Below are 18,822 nucleotides of genomic sequence, written 5' to 3' on the forward strand. Positions count from 1 at the left end.
AGGTGCGCATTGATGCTCAAGCCTGATGATTAAAACAATAAAAGCCAGTTAAGCGTATGTAAGAATTCCTGCATAACGAGCCCGCAGTTTCTTTTAGAAGGCAGGCCCCGGTTGTGAATAGCAAATCCCGTATCCCCGCTGGAAATCCGTCGTTTGAAGTGGACCTGTTCACTTTATTTCAGGCGGTCTGGAACAAAAAATCCATCATCATTGCAACGAGCGCGCTTTGTGGCATTGCAGCATTGGGTTATGCCTATTTCGTGACGCCTGAGTACCAGGTGAGCAGCATCTTGCGGCCTGCCGCGATCAACGAACTGGATGCCCTCAATCGTTCGGGTGTTTACACCTTGCCGCCTAAAGAAGCTTTGTTAAAAGTCGGTTCATCACTTGAGTCCTATGAGACGCGCCTGAGCTTTTTCAAAGCTAATCAGGCTCTGTTCAGCCAATTCAAGCGTCCGGGCCGGACCTTGGAGCAGAGTTTTGAAGATTTCAATCGTGACTCGCTTAAGCTGATTCTGCCTGATCCAACAAAAGCTGATTCGCTTAATGTTTCCATAGGCTTGGAGCTGAACTACCCCAAGGGTGTGGACGGTGTGCAAATTCTTAACGGATTTGTGGATCACGCCATTACAGCTGAGCGTGATCAAATTTCCGCCGATCTGAAGGTTATCGTCAATAATCGTTTAACCGAGCTCAAGGGTAAGATCGACGCTGCTCGCTCCAACTATGAGACCGAAAAGCAGGCGCGGATTGCTACCTTGCTCGAGACGGATAATCTCAAGCGCGCGCAATTGCAGGACGAACTCAAGGCTTTGCGTCAACAGCTCAAGACTGGACGCATGGATCGTATGGCCCAGTTGAGTGAGGCCATTGGCATTGCCAAGGCGCTGGGTATACAAAAGCCTACAACCCCCTCCGCTTTGGGCGATTCTGCGCGACCGGCTGATTCCAGTCTTATGCGCACCGAAATAAACAATCAACAGATCCCCTTGTACTTTCTTGGTGTAGAGGCGCTAGAGGCAGAGCGTGCTGCTTTGAAGAATCGTAGTAACGACGATTTTACCGAAAACCGTATCGCCCAGATCGCTCGTGAACTGTTGTTGTTGCAAAGCAACCGTGAAGTCGAAGTTCTTAAGCTGCGTCAAAATGAAGACCTCTTTTTAAGTGGTGTCGAGCCACTGCGTGCAGAAATTGTCCGTTTGGGTGGGGTTAGCAATCTCGATTTTACTAATTTGAAGCTGGTATCCATTGACCGCAAGGCTCTGGAACCCGTGGCTCCAATCAAGCCAAAAAAAGCCTTGATTACCTTGTTGGGGTTGGTGCTGGGCGCTCTGTTTGGCATCTTGATCGTTATCGCCAAGTACTTTGTAGCTCAGCGTCGTGACGGGCTTCAGCAGCCTCTCTCGGTGCAAAGCCGAAGAGATCCGACTGAAACGACGGGTGCTGGTAACCTTTTACAAAAGGATCTGCGCTGATAGGGGGCTGGGCTGACACATTGCAAGCCACTAGTTGATGGATTAATTGCTTCTTCATGGAGCTGTACTGAGAGCAACCTGTACCTTATCAGCTCATGTTTCAACATGGCGCCGTCAACGGCGTCATGGGTTCGCACCATCAGTTGCAGATGGGCACCCTGAGTAATCTGTTAATCGACGGCGGTCTGTTTCAGGGCAATGAGCGCACTGTCAGCGGTGTCATCGGTGCATTGCATCCGCGAAAACTTTGTACTTGCCGGTATCAAAGTGCTGATGCTTACCCATGTCCAAGCTGATCATGTCGGATGCATTCCATAATTTTTTGGCGGCAGGTCTCAAGGATCCGATTGTGTGCAGTGATGCTCCCTCGCCGAAATTATTGGCGTTGGTGCTTTAAGGCTAATTGCGCCTGGAATTGAGCAGAGAGTCGGCACACATTGATCCTTGTCTGAGACGGCTGAAGCAGCACATGACCGAGATGCCTGCTCATCAGTGGTTCTGCATAAGTCAAGAATGACACTCTGCAGACGCAGACCAGATACAAAAGTACGGCCACCCAAGCGGTTATGTTGAATTGGAGGGCAAGCGCTGTATCATTCGCGCAGGCATCAGCACCTTGGGTGGCAATTTTCCCATGCCGATCAGCATGGTTTGCTCGGCTTTGTTTCAGGTATGAAGCATTGGGCCGAGAAATATGCTTGGGGTATGGCGAAATAGTGGCGGAACGGGTGGTGGCAGTGAAATTGTCAAACCTGTATCAAACTCAAAACAGATTCGTTGAGGCATTCATCCCGGCGAGCTGAAGGCCACCCTGTTATTGGCACATGCACTGTACGATGGTAAAACACGGAAGAACTTACTAAATGAATTATCCATGCCCATGATCAGCACCGCAGCAGCTCAGGAATCGACAGTGGCCACAACCGGCGAGTGGTATCTGGTGCAATGCAAGCCCAGACAGGACGAGCGTGCAGAAGAAAACCTTATACGCCAGGGTTATGGGTGTTCACGGCCCACATGCAGGCGTGAGCGAACCCTGCGTGGCCAGATGCACTACGCTGAGGAATCGCTGTTTCCTGGCTACTTGTTTATACATATGCCTGAAGGTGCCAACTGGGCTCCTCTACGCTCCACCCGTGGCGTAGCTCGAGTGGTGGCCTTTGGTGGTCGGCCGCTGGCAGTCGGTCACGAGCTGATTATGCAGCTGCAGAGTCGCGCGAGTACTCATATTATCGCCAAATTTAACCCTGGCGATAAAGTCACCATCCTTGATCAAGGTTTCGCAGGTATTGAGTCCATTTTCATGACAATGGACGGCGAAGAGCGGGTCATCCTGCTTATTAACTTGATGAATCGTCAGCAACAGATCAGCTTGCCTTTGGCGAGTATCGCCAATCGTTGAATAAACGCAGACTAAAGCCGGGGCTATCAATAGTCTTACAACCGTTCTCAGGAAATCGACGAAGAATCCTGGGGCGGTAGCGTACTTTTTTAAAACTCAAATTTATCTCATCACCGGCCAGCGCTGCGAGTGGTGCATTCGAATAATTAAGGAAGTGCTTGAAACATGATCTCGATCAAGCGTAAAGGCATCATTCTTGCTGGTGGCTCAGGTACGCGCCTGCATCCGCTCACGCTGGGAGTCTCTAAACAGATGCTGCCGATCTACGACAAGCCGATGATCTTTTACCCGCTGTCTGTTTTGATGCTGGCGGGGATACAGGAAATTCTGATTATTTCTACTCCGGAAGATCTGCCAAGTTTTGAAAAATTGCTAGGTAATGGCAGTCATTATGGTATTGAGCTCAGTTATGCCGAACAACCTAGTCCCGACGGACTGGCACAAGCCTTTATTATTGGTGAGGCCTTTATTGGTCAAGATCCGGTCTGCCTGATTCTGGGTGACAATATTTTCTATGGACAGCACTTCTCGGACAACTTGCGCTCAGCAATGTCAAAGACGGTAGGTGCTACAGTTTTTGGTTATCACGTCAGTGACCCCGAGCGTTTTGGCGTCGTGGAGTTTGACAGCTCTGGCCAGGCGCTTAGCATCGAGGAGAAACCGCCTAAACCCAAATCGAACTATGCAGTGACCGGGCTGTATTTCTACGACAACCAGATTGTTGAGATAGCGAAGAAGATCAAACCTTCGGCAAGGGGCGAGCTTGAGATTACCGATGTCAACCAGGCATATCTAGAACAGAAAGAACTGAGCGTTGAAATATTGGGGCGCGGGTTTGCCTGGCTTGACACTGGGACCCATGAATCACTGCTGGAGGCGAGTCATTTTGTCCATACCATTGAGAAGCGCCAGGGATTGAAGGTTGCTTGCCTGGAAGAAATTGCATTCAACAATGGCTGGATAACCTCTCAGGTGTTGGCTGAGCAGGCCGAAAGATTTAAAAAAACCGGTTACGGACAATACCTGGGCAAGCTGTTATCTGAGGGGAGCGGTGCATGAAATTTATGCCATCAACATTGCCTGGCGTGGTGATCATCGAGCCGGACGTTTACGAAGATGAACGCGGCTGGTTCATGGAAAGTTTCAATGCTCGCAAGTTTGAAGACGGCTTGCAGCAATTGGGGCTGCCGATTCCTGATCCCTTTGTACAAGACAATCAGTCTTGCTCCAGAAAGGGCGTGCTACGTGGATTGCATTATCAAATCGAGCCTTTTGCACAAGGGAAATTGGTCAGTGTAACCCAGGGTGCTGTTTTTGATGTGGCGGTCGATATTCGTGTGCAGTCGCCGACTTTTGGTCAATGGTTTGGACTGGAACTCAGTGCGGATAATAAAAAAATGTTGTGGATACCTGCGGGTTTTGCACATGGCTTTCTTGCGTTGGAAGACCATACAAAGTTCAGCTATAAAACCACCAATTTTTACGATCAGACATCGGAACGGAGTGTGCTCTGGTGTGATGAAGATCTTGCAATAGAGTGGCCGGATGTGAGGGATTATATAATTAATGAGAAAGACCAGCACGCCCCTGTGCTACGGCCGTAAAAAGTGATGATGGTTTTGGTATGCAGGGTATAAGGTTTTCAAGAAGTTAATGCAAATGGCGGATCGCTTACTGTGTGACTTGGAGGATAAACACTATTAAATCACGAGTGAGCAGGTGGGTGTGAGTGGAAAGTGTCAAAAGCAATGCAGTTTCTTATGGTGTGATACTGAGTGCATGCCTGTTGGTCGTCTTGGGTGATTTGCGCAGTCTAATATCGCCAACAGGATATTGGGCGCTCTGGGGTGTCGTTGTGCTGGTTGGGTTTTTAGCTGCCCCGGAGAGGCTGAACCTCAAGGTGTCTCGAGAGCTAGGTATTTATATGCTCGGATTCTTGTTGCTGTTTTTCGCCTTTGGGTTGTCAGCCTTAGTTAATCTCGACGTTCAGACTTTCTATCAGGCCCTTAAGGTGATGTGCATCGGACTGGTGTTTGTATGCATTTACACACACTCACAACGTCTTGAGCAAAGCAGTTACTTTTCGATCAGCGCGATCTCTATCTGCGTAGGTTTCTGCTGTTTTTTCTTTGCTAAGTACTTTTTGGTGGGCTTGTATATTGAGCTGGGCGATGGAAGGCAGGGCAGTCAGTTTGCATACCCCGGGGTTTTATGGAAAACCTGTGCTTTTTTTGCCGGGTTCGTGATCATTGGCATGCTGTTCGATGCGAAAAATAAAGTAGTTAGCCTTCTGGTCCTGATGGCGGCGCTGTATGTGCTGGTGATGGACTCCAGTCGCACAGGCTTCATAGTTTTCCTGTTCGAGTTGATTTTGATATTCCTGTTGAGTGTGCACGTTAGGCCACAAGTGACTCTGCTACTGTGCTTTCTCGGTTTGATAGCAGTGACAACGGGGTTGATACTGTACAGCAGCGGCTATGATTTTATGAATATGAATGACAGTCCCTTGGTGGTGGACAGACTCGCCGCAGGTGATCCTATTCGTTCTAGAATGCTGGCAGACGGCCTAAATCAATTTGAATCCTGCATGCCGTTTGGCTGTGGCTTCGGATCCACGACTACGCAAGTGGATGGCGAGCCGATGGTTGTACATAACGCATTTCTTACGTCTGGCGGAGACATGGGTGCATTGGGATTGATAGGTTTGCTGATCCTTGTGTTTACACCGTTATTGATCTTTATATCAAGGCTGTGGCGTTATGCGAAGTACCAGTACAAAGAAAAACAGGTCTTCATCTACTCTGTCGCTGCGTTCGGCGGTTCTTTGGGATTTGCGCTGTTGTTGATGCTGCATCCTTTCAGTACCGAACTGTCCGAGTGGGGGATCTGGATGATCATGACGTCCGCGCTATCCGTGTTGTCGCATCAGTTTTTGGTCGGCGAGCAGGGCCCACAGTCATAGTTCGGTGTCTACAATGAGAGTGCAATTCAAAAATGTGAGTTTGCTGTTTATAGCTCAATTGGTCAGCTATTTAATACCCATCCTTGAGATCCCTATTCTGGCGAAGTCGCTTGGGGTGGATCAATATGGTCAGGTCCTGCTCATTCAGACAACGGCATTGTTATGTTCTTTAATCGTCGAGTATGGGTTCTCGCTTAGCGGCGCAAGGCAGGTTGCCGTTTGCGGCATTGACAATAAATCGCAGCTTTCAAAGATTTACAATGGCGTGACGTCGGCCAAGGTTCTGTTGTCAGGCTCGATGATTGGCTTGTCAGTACTGGTACTTTCATTGGCGGATCTGAGTATCGGTTTTGAAGCAGTTGTGTGGGGGTATTTATATTTCCTCGCGTTCAGCTTCAGTAATATCTGGTTGTTCCAGGGGTTGGAGAAAATCACCTTTGTAGTGGTATTCGAGTTGGTACTCAGGTTTATAGGTTTGGGGGTGCTGTATCTGGTGTTGGCGCACTCTGCAAAAGCCGGTTTTGCGCTTATGATTATGTCCTCGTTTGCACTGTTGAATACAGTCATTGGCCTTTACCTGGCCCATAGGGTGGTCGGTTCCTTTTCAATCGACTTCAAGGCCGGCATGGAACAAATTAAAAACGGTTTTCATGGATTTATATATAAAAGTTCCAATAACATCATGCTGAGTGCTGGCCCGGCTTTGGTAGGCGCTATGTGTGGCCAGGCATCCGTGGCCAAATTCGTTCCCGCCGAAAAAATAATAAAAGCCTCTGTGGGATTGGTGGGGCCGGTCCTCATAGGTTTGTACCCCTATTTGAGTCGGCGGCTGTTACAGACATCAGAAATAAACTTGAAGCTGTCGAGTGTGATTATCGCTTTTCTGTTCGCAGCGGGGATCGTAGGCGCGGCAATTATTGCCTGGGCGGGTGAGTTTTTAATCCATCTGATGCTCGGGTCTGGCTTCGAAGAGGCGGCCTCGATCCTGCAGGTGTTTGTGTTTATCATCCCGTTTCGTATGATGAACCAGTCTATTGGTCTCACCATCTTCATGCCCCTGGGTAAAGATAAAGTATTGAGCATGTGCTTGATGCTTTTCTCGATGCTGTCTTTGTGTTTAGCGGCGGTCTTGTCGTATGAGTATGATTTGGCAGGTATAGTTTATGGTCTGGTGCTGGCAGAGATTCTGTTTTCAATCACGTTGATCGTGCTGGCATTCAAAATAAAATAGAAGGGCGGGTTTTATGATTACTGTACTGACAGCAACTTATAACCGTGCCTATACCCTGAGTCGGTTGTATGAAAGCCTAGCGCGGCAGACCAACGAGTCTTTCGAGTGGGTGGTTGTTGACGATGGTAGCACTGATAACACCCTTGACTTGTTAGCTGGTTTTCAAAAAGAGTCGAGTTTCCCGATTAAGGTCTTGCGGCAGGAAAATGCCGGAAAGCATATTGCTATCAATACTGGAGTATTGGCAGAAGGGCATGATTGGATATTGCTGGTGGACAGTGACGATGCCCTCTCACCGGATGCGATCGAGGTTTTTTTAAATGACTTAAGTGCCCATAGTGCCCAGGATATCGTGGGTTACTGTTACCGAAGAGCCGATCTTGACGGGCGCTTGATTGGTAATGTCATTACTGACGTTGCCGATGATTCTGCAATCATGCTACCTGTCGTGGCTGGCCCCTTATACGGTGGCGACTTGGCTTATGTGTTCAAGAGAAGCGTCTTGCTCAAACATCCATTCCCGAGGTTTGAAGATGAGAAGTTCGTGCCTGAACTGTTGATCTGGAACAGAATTTCTGACGATGGAAAGATTCTGTATTTTCATCATAAATTCATCTATCTGTGTGAATATTTGGCAGATGGCTACTCGGCCAATTTTTATCGAAACCTGCAGCGAAACCCAAAGGGCTTTGGGTCTTTCTACAAAGAGCAAATAGGTCGTGAAACCAACCTGGTCAGGAAATTGAAGTGTACGATCCGCTATGTACAATGTGTTCTGTTTAACTTCAAAAACAGGCGTGTAATGTGACATGAAAATTTTATATATCATCACTGGGCTGGGAGTTGGTGGGGCAGAACGACAGGTTCTTGATCTGGCTGAACGATTTCATCGGCAGGGCCATGAAGTGAAGATTTGCTATCTCACCGGCTCGGCTTTATTGCGCCCCCAGAGCAGTGACATTGAACTTATTGCCTTGGATTTTGAAAAAAGTATTTCTGGAGTCATCGGCGGCCTATTTAAGCTAAGAGGGTTAATCAAAGATTTTGCTCCTGATGTGGTGCACGCCAATATGGTGCATGCTAACTTGGTCTCACGGATTATTCGGCCTTTCTGCTCAATAAAAAAACTTGTCAATACCGCACACAGTACGAATGAAGGTGGCAAAGTAAAAATGCTGGCTTACCGGCTAACACATTCATTGGCTGATGTGACAACAAATGTCACACACGAAGCGGTGAGGGTATTCGAGCAAAAAAAAGCGTGCCCAGTAGGCGAGATGTTAGCGATACCCAATGGGGTTGATACCGAGCGTTTTAAACCCGATCCAGTCGCACGGGCAGCACTGAGAAGTTCCGAAGGTCTTGACGAGCAGGACGAGCTGATTCTTGCAGTAGGTCGGTTAGTTGAAGCCAAAGACTATCAAAACCTGTTGCATGCCTTTAGCATTCTTTCTGAAAGTCGCCCAAAAGCAAAGTTGTGGATTGTAGGGGATGGCCCGCAAAACCAGTTCTTGGCGGATCTTTCCGGCTCTTTGGGACTGGATCATGCTGTCAAGTTTTTAGGCGTTAGATCTGACGTCGATAAAATTTATAACGCTGCAGACCTCTATGTGCTTTCCTCCGCATGGGAAGGATTTGGCTTGGTGGTTGCTGAGTCCATGGCCACGGAGAAACTTGTTGTCGCTACCGATTGCGGGGGGGTCAAAGAGGTGGTGGGTGGATTGGGTTTCCTTGTGCCTGCAAAAGACTCACAGCGTCTGGCGCAATCCATGTGTGCTGCTTTGGATTTAGCTCCGAGTGAGAAAAACCGAATGACAAGTTCGGCAAGATCAAGAATTATTGATCATTACTCGATTCATAAGATTGTAGAAATCTGGGCGGGTGTATACACGTAATAAAAAGGGTGTTCATTGAGTGCGATAGTCGTCAGGTTCAAACATAAAGATCGCAGCGTTGAAGAGTGCTAGCGATAAAGATGATGAGTAAAAGTATAAGTTGTATTTGTTGTCTGGTTAATGTGTGTTGAATTATTTATTTTGGCTGTTCATGACTTTCTGGTCAGTGAGCCACAGGTTTTAAAAGATAAGGGTATATTCGATGACGCTGGCTGATTCTAATATTTGGCAAATGGTATGATTAACAGTATTGCTCTTGTAGGCACTGTCGCCTCCTGCGTAACAGGTTTTCGCAGAGACTTGATTAAATATTTAGTGGGTAAAGACATTACCGTTTATGCGTTTGCACTTGATTATGATGACGCTAGCAAGGCAGAAGTCAAGAAGCTGGGTGCAGTGCCTGTGGATTATACATTGAGCCGCTCGGGCCTCAATCCTTTCAAAGATATATCAGACACCATAAAGCTATCTAGAACTCTCCGTTCAATCAAACCTGATCTGGTTTTTTGCTACTTTTCCAAACCTGTCATTTTTGGAACCCTGGCAGCTAAATTAGCTGGGGTCAAAAGACGGATCGGTATGCTGGAAGGTTTGGGCTATGCTTTTACCGAACAACCTCACGCAGTGAAATTGAAAACGAAAATACTGAAAAATGTTCAGGTTATCTTGTATAAAATCTCAATGCCATTTCTGGAGCGTTTGATTTTGTTGAACGGCGATGACAAGAAGGACCTTGTCGATGCGTATGGTATTAACGTAAAAAACGTCGATATTATTGGCGGGATTGGCCTTGATTTAACCAGTTATCAGTATTCGGAACCGCCCCAAACACCGGTTGTATTTGTTTTTGTCGGACGTTTGTTAGCGGAAAAAGGGATACATGAATTTGTTAAGGCTGCTGAGCTTGTCAGGGAAAAATATAAAGACTCGCGCTTTCTTGTACTGGGCGGGATAGACATTGCCAACCCGGGAGCTCTCACCGAGGATGCCCTCGACCATGCCATAAAAAGTGGGTTGATAACCTACCCTGGGCATGTAAATAATGTTATCGAATGGCTGCATACATCAAGCGTTTTTGTGCTCCCTTCTTACAGAGAGGGAGTACCCAGGAGTACCCAGGAGGCGATGGCGATCGGTCGCGCTGTCATTACCTCCGATGTGCCGGGGTGTCGTGATACCGTGGTTGATGGTGTCAACGGATTCTTGACCACCCCGTGGTCCACATTGGATTTATATGAGAAAATGGAAAAGTTCATGATCGACAGAAAATTGATTGTAACGATGGGCGTTGAAAGTCGCGAAATGGCTATGCGCGATTTTGATGTAAACAGCGTTAATGATAAAATCTATGGGTTTTTGAGTTGATCTTTGAAGTTCTAAAAAATATTCAAATACCTTAGGTGTGTTCATGATGGGTAAAGATCAACTCAATGCCTGTAATAAAATACTCGTTACTGGTGCCAGTGGCTTTTTAGGTTCTGCACTTGTGGACCGGTTAGCCTCCCGCGAAGGGGCTGCCGTTTTGGCAATGTTACGCAGTGAGCATGCGTTTTCCAGCCCAAATGTGGAACCGCTTTATGCTGATCTGGACAATCTTTCATCACGCGCTTTATCACTAGCTGGGGTTGATGCGATTGTTCACTGCGCTGCGCGCGTACACGTAATGGATGATGGTTCCAGCGATCCTTTGACGGCATACCGAAAGATTAACGTGCAGGCCACTTTGGAGTTGGCCAATCAAGCGGTGTTGGCTGGCGTTAAGCGATTCATTTTTATCAGCTCAATCAAGGTTAACGGTGAAGCGACAGCTCCGGGCAAACCATACACGCCTGATGATCTTCCAGCCCCATTAGATCCTTATGGGGTGTCCAAGATGGAGGCGGAGGAGCAACTGAAGCTCCTCGCGGCTGCCTCAAATCTTGACGTTGTTATAATACGTCCGGTCCTGGTGTATGGTCCCGGTGTAAAAGCAAACTTCCACAGCATGATGCGATGGCTGAATAAAGGCTTGCCTTTGCCATTGGGTGGCGTTCGAAATCAGCGCAGCCTGGTTGCATTGGATAATTTGGTAGATCTGATTGTCACATGCCTTAACCATCCGGCTGCTGTTAATCAAACATTTCTGGTCAGTGACGGCGAAGATATGTCAACGACCCAATTGCTTAAGCGTATGGGAATTGCATTGTCACGGAGGGCACGTTTAGTGCCTGTGCCTGCAGCTGTTTTATTGACGTGTGCATCCGTTTTGGGACGCCGAGGGGTAGCCCAGCGCTTATGTGGTTCATTACAAGTAGATATTAAAAAAACACAAGATTTATTAGGCTGGTCCCCACCCATGTCGGTTGAGGATTCCTTGCGCAAAACCGCAGAAGCTTTCAAAAAGGCGTGAGTGGATTAATGAATCCTATGTTTGTAATGATGCGGAGTTGTCAATGAATTATTTGCTGTGGCTGGTCCCTGCTGTTGCGATACTGGCGCTTCTATTAACGTGGTTGTTACGACGGTACGCACTGGCGCGCAGCCTGATCGATATACCCAATGCGCGCAGTTCTCACTCAGTGCCTACACCCAGAGGTGGGGGTGTGGCTATCGTTATCAGTTTTCTTATTGCGCTTCCTTTTGTTTGGCTTGAAAACGCAATTGACAACCCTGTTTTTTTTGCACTAACAGGTGCGGGTGCTGCCATAGCATTGCTTGGATTTCTCGATGACCATGGCCATATTGCAGCGCGCTGGCGATTGCTTGGGCATTTTAGTGCCGCGGGATGGGCTATTTATTGGTTGGGAGGGCTGCCCGCGTTAAGTATTTTTGGACTCGACGTCGATATGGGTTGGCTGGGCTACATTTTCATTGCTCTATATCTTGTCTGGTTGCTCAATCTTTACAATTTCATGGATGGTATCGATGGCCTTGCCAGTATAGAAGCGCTGTGCGTGTGCCTGGGGAGCTGTTTGATCTACTGGTTGATCGGGGCCAGAGAGCTGGTTGTCCTTCCATTGCTCCTGAGCGCAGCCGTTGCTGGTTTCCTGTGCTGGAACTTTCCTCCCGCTAAAATATTCATGGGTGATGCGGGCAGTGGTTTTTTAGGCATCACCTTGGGTGTGATTTCATTGCATGCTGCATGGCATGATCAAACCTTGTTATGGGTCTGGTTGATACTCCTTGGGGTTTTTATCGTCGATGCGACTGTCACTCTTATTCGTCGCTTGCTGAATGGATGCAAGGTGTACGAGGCTCACCGTAGCCATGCCTATCAATTTGCATCCCGCTCCTTTGGGGGCCATTTGCCAGTGACAATGGCTGTTTTGGCGATAAACTGTTTGTGGCTGCTGCCCATAGCGCTATGTGTTGCCTTGCTGGGGCTCAATGGTGCAGTGGGACTGGTTGTCGCGTATGTCCCCCTCACGGTACTGGCCTTCAAGTTTCAAGCCGGGACAAAGGAAAATTCTTGAGGCTGGATGTTTAGTCAAGGATAGCGCATTGATTTTTTTGATGATGCATGCTCTGGCCGTGTGCGGGTTTGCAGTCATTATGTTTTTTGGTTGTTTTAGGGGGCAATATTTTCATGGATGGTATTAGGGCATATTTATTGAACTTATCGCGTAAGCAAAAGCGATTTATTCAAGTTGCGACAGATATTATTGTAGTCTGGCTGGCCCTATGGCTTGCATTTGTCGTGCGCCTCGGGATTGACGATATGATCAACCCGGTCAAGCTGCATATGTGGCTGTTTATCGGCGCCCCCTTGATTGCCATCCCGCTGTTTGTCCGTTTCGGTATGTACCGCGCCGTAATGCGCTATTTCGGCAACGATGCCCTGATCGCCATTATCAAGGCTGTCAGCCTCTCCTCGCTGATTCTGGCTGTGGTGGTGTACTGGTATAGCAACCATGAAAATGTCGTGCCTCGCTCGATCATTTTCAACTATTGGTGGCTTAGCCTGATCATGCTCGGTGGCCTGCGCCTTGCGATGCGCCAGTACTTCCTGGGTGACTGGTTCGCTGCCGCCCAACATGTGCCGTTTACCAATCGTGACGATGGCTTGCCCAGAGTAGCCATTTATGGAGCCGGCGCAGCTGGCAATCAATTGGTTGCCGCCTTGCGCATGGGCCGGATGATGCGCCCGGTCGCTTTTATTGACGATGACGGCAGCATTGCTGATCGCATCATCTCCGGCTTGCAGGTGTATACGCCTGCAAATATTCAACAGATGATCGATCGTACAGGTGCGCAGGAATTGCTTCTGGCGATTCCGTCCTCTTCCCGGGGGCGCCGTCGGGAAATCTTAGGTTTGCTTGAAGGTTTCCCGCTCCACGTCCGCAGTGTTCCCGGTTTTATGGATTTGGCCAGTGGCCGGGTCAAGGTCGATGATATCCAGGAAGTGGATATCGCCGATTTGCTGGGTCGTGATGCAGTCCCTGCTCAAGGTGAACTGTTAGAGCACTGCATCAAGGGGCAGTGCGTGTTGGTCACCGGTGCGGGTGGCTCCATTGGCTCGGAGCTGTGCCGGCAGATTCTTGCGCTGAGGCCGACGACGCTGCTGTTGTTTGAGCACAGCGAGTTCAATCTTTACAGTATTCTCAGCGAGCTGGAACAGCGGGTCAGTCGTGGGTCGCTGTCGGTCAAGGTTTTGCCGATTCTGGGGTCGGTGCGTAATCCGCAGAAGTTGCTGGACATGATGAAGACCTGGCAGGTCGATACGGTCTATCACGCTGCTGCCTACAAGCATGTGCCTATGGTCGAGCACAATATTGCCGAAGGCGTGTTGAACAATGTTATAGGCACGCTCAATACCGCCCAGGCTGCCTTGCAGTCCGGTGTGGCGAACTTTGTGCTGATCTCCACCGACAAGGCTGTAAGGCCGACCAATGTGATGGGCAGCACCAAGCGTCTGGCGGAGATGACACTTCAGGCTCTCAGTCGTGAAGTGGCTCCGGTACTGTTTGATGACAAGTCAAATGTCTCTCGGGTCAACAAGACTCGCTTCACCATGGTTCGTTTTGGCAATGTTTTGGGTTCATCAGGGTCGGTGATTCCGTTGTTCCACAAACAGATCAAGGCTGGCGGTCCCTTGACCGTTACTCACCCCAAGATCACTCGTTACTTCATGACTATCCCGGAGGCTGCCCAACTGGTGATTCAGGCGGGTTCAATGGGGCAGGGCGGGGATGTGTTCGTCCTCGATATGGGCGAGCCGGTAAAAATCGTCGAGCTGGCAGAGAAGATGATCCACCTGTCGGGCTTGAGTGTCCGTTCCGAAAAAAATCTTCATGGCGATATCGAAATCGAGTTCACCGGCTTGCGTCCCGGTGAAAAACTTTACGAAGAGCTACTGATCGGGGATAACGTCGTAGCAACCCAGCACCCGATGATCATGAGTGCCAACGAAGACATGTTGTCCTGGGATGAGCTTAAGGGGCGGTTAGGGCTATTACTCGACGCGGTTGATCAGGATGACTATGCCCGGGTTCGCCAACTGTTGCGTGAGACGGTAAGTGGCTATTCGCCCGAAGGGGATATTGTGGATTGGATCTACCAGCAAAGTCGTGTAGAACCGTCTTGAAATGGCTACCCTGCCCCTTGCCTTAGAGGGGGGCTACCCTTTGCACTTAATGAATTTATACCCTGTGAATTTGTCATTGACCTGCAACTGTACGCTGCAGTTTTTCTAAACCAGCCCGCAAACCTAGCAGGCGTGTAAAAGAAAGCATCTCCCTGCGTGCTTGATCCGAAGCTTTTACGCTCCTGATAAAACCTGCGCTTCGATACCAATCCTGGTGTCTGAGTGACGGTGTTCGTTAATCACCTCTTCTTGCACGGCGTTGTTTGGATAAACCGCGATTTAGCAAGGCAAAAACGCCTGAGGATAACCATTCGTTTTGCCATGTATGCGACTTGCTTAAATCCCCTGCTTGAAGCATCAGTGTGAGCTGATGCTTCAAGCTTTCTGAGAGCGACTTGCGGGAATTTAGATAATGGGCGCACTGGCAGGAGTGGCAGGGATAGTTGCAGAATTAACCTTTTTGCTCATGAACCTTTTTTCAATATGGATATAGGTCAGTGTCGATACCCAGGTTATCAACGGTATCGCAATCAAGTTGATTGACCAAAATGTTGTTTTGGATATTGTTGACATGTCTACGAAGTGTGAAGCAATTTTGAATGTCAAATAGAGGATGGGCAAATGCATCAGATAAATGCTGTAGCTGATATCACTCAATCGGTTAAGACACTGCGCATGTAAGATCCTGGGATTTGCAAGCGTAATGCACAAAAAGAAACAGGATGTGAGCGCGAACCGAAGCGCGTCGTATCCTTGTGGATTTTTGGTTCCGCAAGTGTATATAAATATGCCGAGCGCAATGATTGAGAGAGGCCAGGTCGCCGGCATGGTATGGCGGAGTTTGTTGTGAAGGGCTGCGGCAATAATACCGCTCAAAAAGTATGCCCAGCAAACAATGGTGCTCATGCTCAAGTCTATGGCAGCGAGTAATAATGCAATGGCCAGTACCCATTTGTTATATCTGGACTTGTAAGTCAGTGCAATAAGGGGTAGGACTGCATAGAATCGCCACTCATGGACCAGTGTCCAAGTGACTGAATTGAGCGGGGTCAGTACGATGCCGCCGATTTTGGATGGACCGTCAAGGAAGTTGAAGGTCAACATGCTGGCGACAGTCAGAAGTGTTTCTTTGTTGAAGATGTCGAAACCGGAATACAGGGCGGCAATGACAAAGACTATCAGTGAAGAGAAATAGTATAAGGGGGCTACGCGCCTGACGCGACCTTCAAAGAATTTTTCCCACTGGATGGCCGGACTTTTCATTATTTTATCGAAAAATAAAAAACCTGTAATGCAGAAAAATATTTGCACGCCAAAGGAGCCCAGGTTTACATATATCCAACCCCATGAAGAAAAATTATCGTTTTTCATTCCCATGTTGGCCAGCATGAAGGGAGCATGATTGATAACAACAAATACGGCCGCGAGACCTCTCAATCCGTTGATGAACTTATAGTCATGCTTGACTTCATTTAGCTCTATTTTGCTTTTGAGCAAAGTTGAAAAAAGTAAAAATAACAAGATGATTGATAAGGTTATTGCGAGTGTTTCCAGGGTGAATTCAGTATTCATTTTTATCGTTGGAATCCAAGTGTTTTTTAAATGCCACATTGTTGTTCAGCGTAAATCGCATTGTGACTGATTGTGTTTGTCTTCAAGATTGAGGGTGTCCAAGGTGGTCAACGTCCGGACATTGGATCGAATCATATCGCTCCAAGCCGAAAACTGCTAGGGAGGCTTAGGAAAAATCCGCTAGGCCTGTGTCAGTGTTCAACAGTATGAAATGGCCACGCACGCCAGTTGTTAAATGATTTGAGCCTAATTATCCTTGGCCTTGGAAGTGGTTTTTTTAGCACTGGCTAGTAGTCCGGTTTATGTGTAAGTGTCTGAATTCCCTACTTCTAAAAGCATACACACTCTGCAATGCACCCGTTTTTGACATTTTCCAGCCATCGCCTAAGTTTGAAATACAGCTCAGGAAAGCTGTTTTTAAATTAACGATGTTATGGAGTGTCAATTATGCGTACTGCTTTTCTCTCTTCGATTTTCTTTGCCTTGATGGTAGGTGTTTCCAGTGTGGCCCATGCCGCACCTGCGGCCGGAGCAGTTGAACCGGTGGTTGCTGCGCCAGTAGTGCTGGATGCCAAAGTGGTGACGATCAATATCAATACCGCAGATGAGGCTACCCTGCAGCGTGAACTTTCGGGTGTAGGGGCTGTTAAAGCCAAGGCGATCGTGGCTTATCGCGAGGCCAATGGTGATTTTACTTCAGTCGATGAGTTGCTTGAGGTCAAAGGCATAGGCAAGGTTATTCTGGAGAGAAACCGCGACAAGATCGTAATCAGCTAAGCCAGGTAACAGAACGAAAAAAGCCAGTCATAGACTGGCTTTTTTGTGGCTGTCAGCAAGCGTTCAGGCATAAGGCGCTGACGACTTCAATGTACTGCGCGTGACTTCGAAAATCTTCTGTTTCAGTGCATCACTCTCTGCGCCGCGAGCCAGAACCAGTGCGCCTACCAGGGTAGCGAAAATCACGATGCTTTTGTCTTCAGTGTCTGACCCTTGCAGGGTCGCCTGGATCTGTTTGAGCCTGGCATCGATGACATGGTCGGTGGTGACACTTGCCTGGCCCTGTTGGGCCATTTCAGCGGACATGGTCGGCAACGGGCAACCCTCATGGGGGGAGGTCAGATGCCACTCAGACAAGTAAGCATCGATAAATGCGTGCAGGGGGTGGGGCTGGCTGAACAGTTCGGCGCAGATACCGTCAACCTGGTTGGCTGCGTGCTGCAAGGCTTTTTCTACCAGGTCGTTTTTGGATGAAAAATGAGCATAGAAACCACCGTGAGTAAGGCCCAGTGATTTCATCAGGGGTTGCAGGCCTGTGGCGCCAATACCGTGTCGTCGAAAGAGCCCGGATGCTTCTTTAACGATGCGCTGATGGGTTTGGGCTTTATGATCTTGTGAATAGCGCATGACAGGTGTCTCTTTATGCAATGGACCATCATAGCGTCGACCTTCAAACAGATGCAGTGGTTAATCATGCAACTGTTTGTAGGTTTTTCCTCACCGATGCTCATTCCTTGGCATGCAGGCCCTGAGCGCTTGTCTGACTACCTGTCTTTTGATTCCTTGGCGTCCATTTCGGCATTGCGTTCGGCAACACGTTTGCGTTGCTCATCGGTCAGTTCAACTTTATTGGCTGTGTCACGTAGTGTCATCAGGGCGCCTACAATGACACCGATAGCGACGACGAGAATTAACCAGGCATACCAAGGCATAGAGTGTTCTCCGTGTTGAGTGCAGCACAGGGCAGGGGTTGCGCTGTGTGCTGCTGTTTATCCTGTTAAGTGAGTAAGTGTTGATTGCTTTCAGTGTAGGCCGGTTATTCAGTCATGTGCGGTATAAGCTTGGTAAAGACTAAAATCGTGTATTTGCGATCATCGGGTGCCGGTAAGCGGCTGGTTCCGCTACAATGCGCGCCGATTTCGACCAGCCTGAGAACCCGCTAATGTCCGACTGCCAGACTCCTATTATCGTCGCCCTGGATTTCCCGACCCGTGACGCCGCATTGAAACTGGCTGATCAGTTGGACCCCAAGCAGTGCCGTGTCAAGGTGGGCAAAGAGCTGTTCACCAGTTGCGCTTCGGAAATCGTCGGTACTTTGCGCGACAAGGGTTTTGAAGTATTTCTGGACCTGAAGTTCCACGATATCCCCAATACCACGGCAATGGCGGTCAAGGCCGCAGCTGAAATGGGCGTATGGATGGTTAACGTTCACTGTTCGGGCGGCTTGCGCATGATGGCCGCTTGCCGCGAAGTACTCGACAAGCGCACCGGCCCGCAGCCGTTGCTGATTGGCGTGACCGTGTTGACCAGCATGGAGCGTGAAGACCTGGCCGGTATTGGCCTGGATATTGAGCCTCAGGAGCAAGTGTTACGCCTTGCAGCCCTGGCCGACAAGGCCGGTATGGATGGCCTGGTGTGTTCGGCCCTGGAGGCGCAAGCGCTGAAGGCCGCGCACCCGGGTCTGCAACTGGTAACCCCGGGGATTCGTCCTGCGGGCAGTGCGCAGGACGATCAGCGTCGTATCCTGACGCCTCGCCAGGCACTGGATGCAGGTTCTGATTATCTGGTAATCGGGCGCCCGATCAGCCAGGCAGTGGATCCGGCCAAGGCACTCGCTGCCGTGGTAGCTGAGCTGGCTTAAGGCTGTTTGCCACCGTTCTGATTCGGCAATCGCGGGCAAGCCCGCGATTGCCGCGCCGCGGTCTGCCTTGACAGGCCGCGGTGC

The 18,822-nt window shown here is 48.9% G+C and carries 17 protein-coding genes; 14 read left to right on the forward strand and 3 right to left on the reverse strand.

Going from position 1 to position 18,822, the window contains the following annotated elements:
- Nucleotides 1-113: 113 nt before the first annotated feature.
- The 12 genes from V6L81_RS11390 to V6L81_RS11445 all read left to right on the forward strand — a co-directional run bounded on the left by V6L81_RS11390 (nt 114) and on the right by V6L81_RS11445 (nt 14,528).
- Nucleotides 114-1,475: a Wzz/FepE/Etk N-terminal domain-containing protein gene (locus tag V6L81_RS11390; protein WP_254925262.1), complete on the forward strand. Its 1,362-nt coding sequence runs from the start codon at nt 114-116 to the stop codon at nt 1,473-1,475.
- 874 nt (nt 1,476-2,349) lie between these two features.
- Nucleotides 2,350-2,877 carry a transcription/translation regulatory transformer protein RfaH gene (rfaH, locus tag V6L81_RS11395; RefSeq protein ID WP_095019025.1) on the forward strand — a complete coding sequence of 176 codons (528 nt, stop codon included), beginning with the start codon at nt 2,350-2,352 and terminating at the stop codon, nt 2,875-2,877.
- Between the two features lie 165 nt (nt 2,878-3,042).
- Entirely contained in the window at nt 3,043-3,936 is an 894-nt protein-coding gene (rfbA, locus tag V6L81_RS11400; protein ID WP_095019024.1) for a glucose-1-phosphate thymidylyltransferase RfbA, read from the forward strand.
- The gene (gene rfbC / locus V6L81_RS11405) at nt 3,933-4,481 is read left to right on the forward strand and encodes a dTDP-4-dehydrorhamnose 3,5-epimerase (RefSeq protein ID WP_095025917.1); all 549 of its coding nucleotides are present in this window, start codon (nt 3,933-3,935) and stop codon (nt 4,479-4,481) included. Before rfbA ends, rfbC begins: the two co-directional genes overlap by 4 nt.
- A 125-nt stretch (nt 4,482-4,606) precedes the next feature.
- On the forward strand, nt 4,607-5,839 hold the full coding sequence (locus tag V6L81_RS11410) for a hypothetical protein (protein WP_138738852.1): 1,233 nt from the start codon (nt 4,607-4,609) through the stop codon (nt 5,837-5,839).
- Nucleotides 5,840-5,852: 13 nt separating this feature from the next.
- Complete coding sequence (locus tag V6L81_RS11415) at nt 5,853-7,070, forward strand: oligosaccharide flippase family protein (protein WP_095025919.1); 1,218 nt, start codon at nt 5,853-5,855, stop codon at nt 7,068-7,070.
- A gap of 13 nt (nt 7,071-7,083) precedes the next feature.
- Nucleotides 7,084-7,878, forward strand: a complete 795-nt coding sequence (locus tag V6L81_RS11420; RefSeq protein WP_338659931.1) for a glycosyltransferase family 2 protein — start codon at nt 7,084-7,086, stop codon at nt 7,876-7,878.
- A gap of 1 nt (nt 7,879) precedes the next feature.
- Entirely contained in the window at nt 7,880-8,965 is a 1,086-nt protein-coding gene (locus V6L81_RS11425) for a glycosyltransferase (protein ID WP_095025921.1), read from the forward strand.
- 237 nt (nt 8,966-9,202) lie between these two features.
- Entirely contained in the window at nt 9,203-10,330 is a 1,128-nt protein-coding gene (locus V6L81_RS11430) for a glycosyltransferase family 4 protein (protein ID WP_095025922.1), read from the forward strand.
- Nucleotides 10,331-10,373: 43 nt separating this feature from the next.
- A complete protein-coding gene (locus tag V6L81_RS11435) occupies nt 10,374-11,354 on the forward strand; it encodes an SDR family oxidoreductase (RefSeq protein WP_238705570.1) in 981 nt (326 codons plus the stop codon).
- Nucleotides 11,355-11,397: 43 nt separating this feature from the next.
- On the forward strand, nt 11,398-12,417 hold the full coding sequence (locus V6L81_RS11440; RefSeq protein ID WP_095025923.1) for a glycosyltransferase family 4 protein: 1,020 nt from the start codon (nt 11,398-11,400) through the stop codon (nt 12,415-12,417).
- 113 nt (nt 12,418-12,530) lie between these two features.
- Entirely contained in the window at nt 12,531-14,528 is a 1,998-nt protein-coding gene (locus tag V6L81_RS11445; RefSeq protein WP_095025924.1) for a nucleoside-diphosphate sugar epimerase/dehydratase, read from the forward strand.
- Between the two features lie 405 nt (nt 14,529-14,933).
- Here V6L81_RS11445 and V6L81_RS11450 read toward each other — a convergent pair whose 3' ends face one another.
- Nucleotides 14,934-16,100: an acyltransferase gene (locus tag V6L81_RS11450; RefSeq protein ID WP_176465228.1), complete on the reverse strand. Its 1,167-nt coding sequence runs from the start codon at nt 16,098-16,100 to the stop codon at nt 14,934-14,936.
- A gap of 447 nt (nt 16,101-16,547) precedes the next feature.
- Between V6L81_RS11450 and V6L81_RS11455 the strand changes: the two genes are divergently transcribed.
- Complete coding sequence (locus V6L81_RS11455; protein ID WP_095002782.1) at nt 16,548-16,877, forward strand: helix-hairpin-helix domain-containing protein; 330 nt, start codon at nt 16,548-16,550, stop codon at nt 16,875-16,877.
- 63 nt (nt 16,878-16,940) lie between these two features.
- Here the strand turns inward: V6L81_RS11455 and V6L81_RS11460 are convergent, their stop codons facing one another.
- Both V6L81_RS11460 and V6L81_RS11465 read right to left on the reverse strand, forming a co-directional pair.
- On the reverse strand, nt 16,941-17,504 hold the full coding sequence (locus V6L81_RS11460) for a TetR/AcrR family transcriptional regulator (RefSeq protein WP_095002781.1): 564 nt from the start codon (nt 17,502-17,504) through the stop codon (nt 16,941-16,943).
- A gap of 137 nt (nt 17,505-17,641) precedes the next feature.
- Nucleotides 17,642-17,809, reverse strand: coding sequence for a DUF2897 family protein (locus V6L81_RS11465; protein WP_095002780.1), 168 nt, complete (start codon nt 17,807-17,809; stop codon nt 17,642-17,644).
- 230 nt (nt 17,810-18,039) lie between these two features.
- On the opposite strand from V6L81_RS11465, the gene pyrF reads away from it, so the two are divergent.
- Nucleotides 18,040-18,738 (forward strand): orotidine-5'-phosphate decarboxylase, encoded by a 699-nt coding sequence (gene pyrF / locus V6L81_RS11470; protein WP_165446498.1) that lies wholly within the window; start codon nt 18,040-18,042, stop codon nt 18,736-18,738.
- The last annotated feature ends 84 nt before the right edge of the window (nt 18,739-18,822 follow it).

Source organism: Pseudomonas bubulae, from assembly GCF_037023725.1.
GTDB lineage: Bacteria > Pseudomonadota > Gammaproteobacteria > Pseudomonadales > Pseudomonadaceae > Aquipseudomonas > Aquipseudomonas bubulae.

Bases quoted from the DNA above. Each gene is read 5' to 3' on its own strand.
- rfaH (WP_095019025.1), top strand. From the start codon at position 2,350: ATGCCCATGATCAGCACCGCAGCAGCTCAGGAATCGACAGTGGCCACA.
- V6L81_RS11450 (WP_176465228.1), bottom strand. From the start codon at position 16,100: ATGAATACTGAATTCACCCTGGAAACACTCGCAATAACCTTATCAATC.
- V6L81_RS11445 (WP_095025924.1), top strand. From the start codon at position 12,531: ATGGATGGTATTAGGGCATATTTATTGAACTTATCGCGTAAGCAAAAG.
- V6L81_RS11455 (WP_095002782.1), top strand. From the start codon at position 16,548: ATGCGTACTGCTTTTCTCTCTTCGATTTTCTTTGCCTTGATGGTAGGT.
- V6L81_RS11415 (WP_095025919.1), top strand. From the start codon at position 5,853: ATGAGAGTGCAATTCAAAAATGTGAGTTTGCTGTTTATAGCTCAATTG.
- V6L81_RS11440 (WP_095025923.1), top strand. From the start codon at position 11,398: ATGAATTATTTGCTGTGGCTGGTCCCTGCTGTTGCGATACTGGCGCTT.
- rfbA (WP_095019024.1), top strand. From the start codon at position 3,043: ATGATCTCGATCAAGCGTAAAGGCATCATTCTTGCTGGTGGCTCAGGT.
- V6L81_RS11460 (WP_095002781.1), bottom strand. From the start codon at position 17,504: ATGCGCTATTCACAAGATCATAAAGCCCAAACCCATCAGCGCATCGTT.
- V6L81_RS11465 (WP_095002780.1), bottom strand. From the start codon at position 17,809: ATGCCTTGGTATGCCTGGTTAATTCTCGTCGTCGCTATCGGTGTCATT.
- rfbC (WP_095025917.1), top strand. From the start codon at position 3,933: ATGAAATTTATGCCATCAACATTGCCTGGCGTGGTGATCATCGAGCCG.
- pyrF (WP_165446498.1), top strand. From the start codon at position 18,040: ATGTCCGACTGCCAGACTCCTATTATCGTCGCCCTGGATTTCCCGACC.
- V6L81_RS11430 (WP_095025922.1), top strand. From the start codon at position 9,203: ATGATTAACAGTATTGCTCTTGTAGGCACTGTCGCCTCCTGCGTAACA.
- V6L81_RS11435 (WP_238705570.1), top strand. From the start codon at position 10,374: ATGATGGGTAAAGATCAACTCAATGCCTGTAATAAAATACTCGTTACT.
- V6L81_RS11420 (WP_338659931.1), top strand. From the start codon at position 7,084: ATGATTACTGTACTGACAGCAACTTATAACCGTGCCTATACCCTGAGT.
- V6L81_RS11425 (WP_095025921.1), top strand. From the start codon at position 7,880: ATGAAAATTTTATATATCATCACTGGGCTGGGAGTTGGTGGGGCAGAA.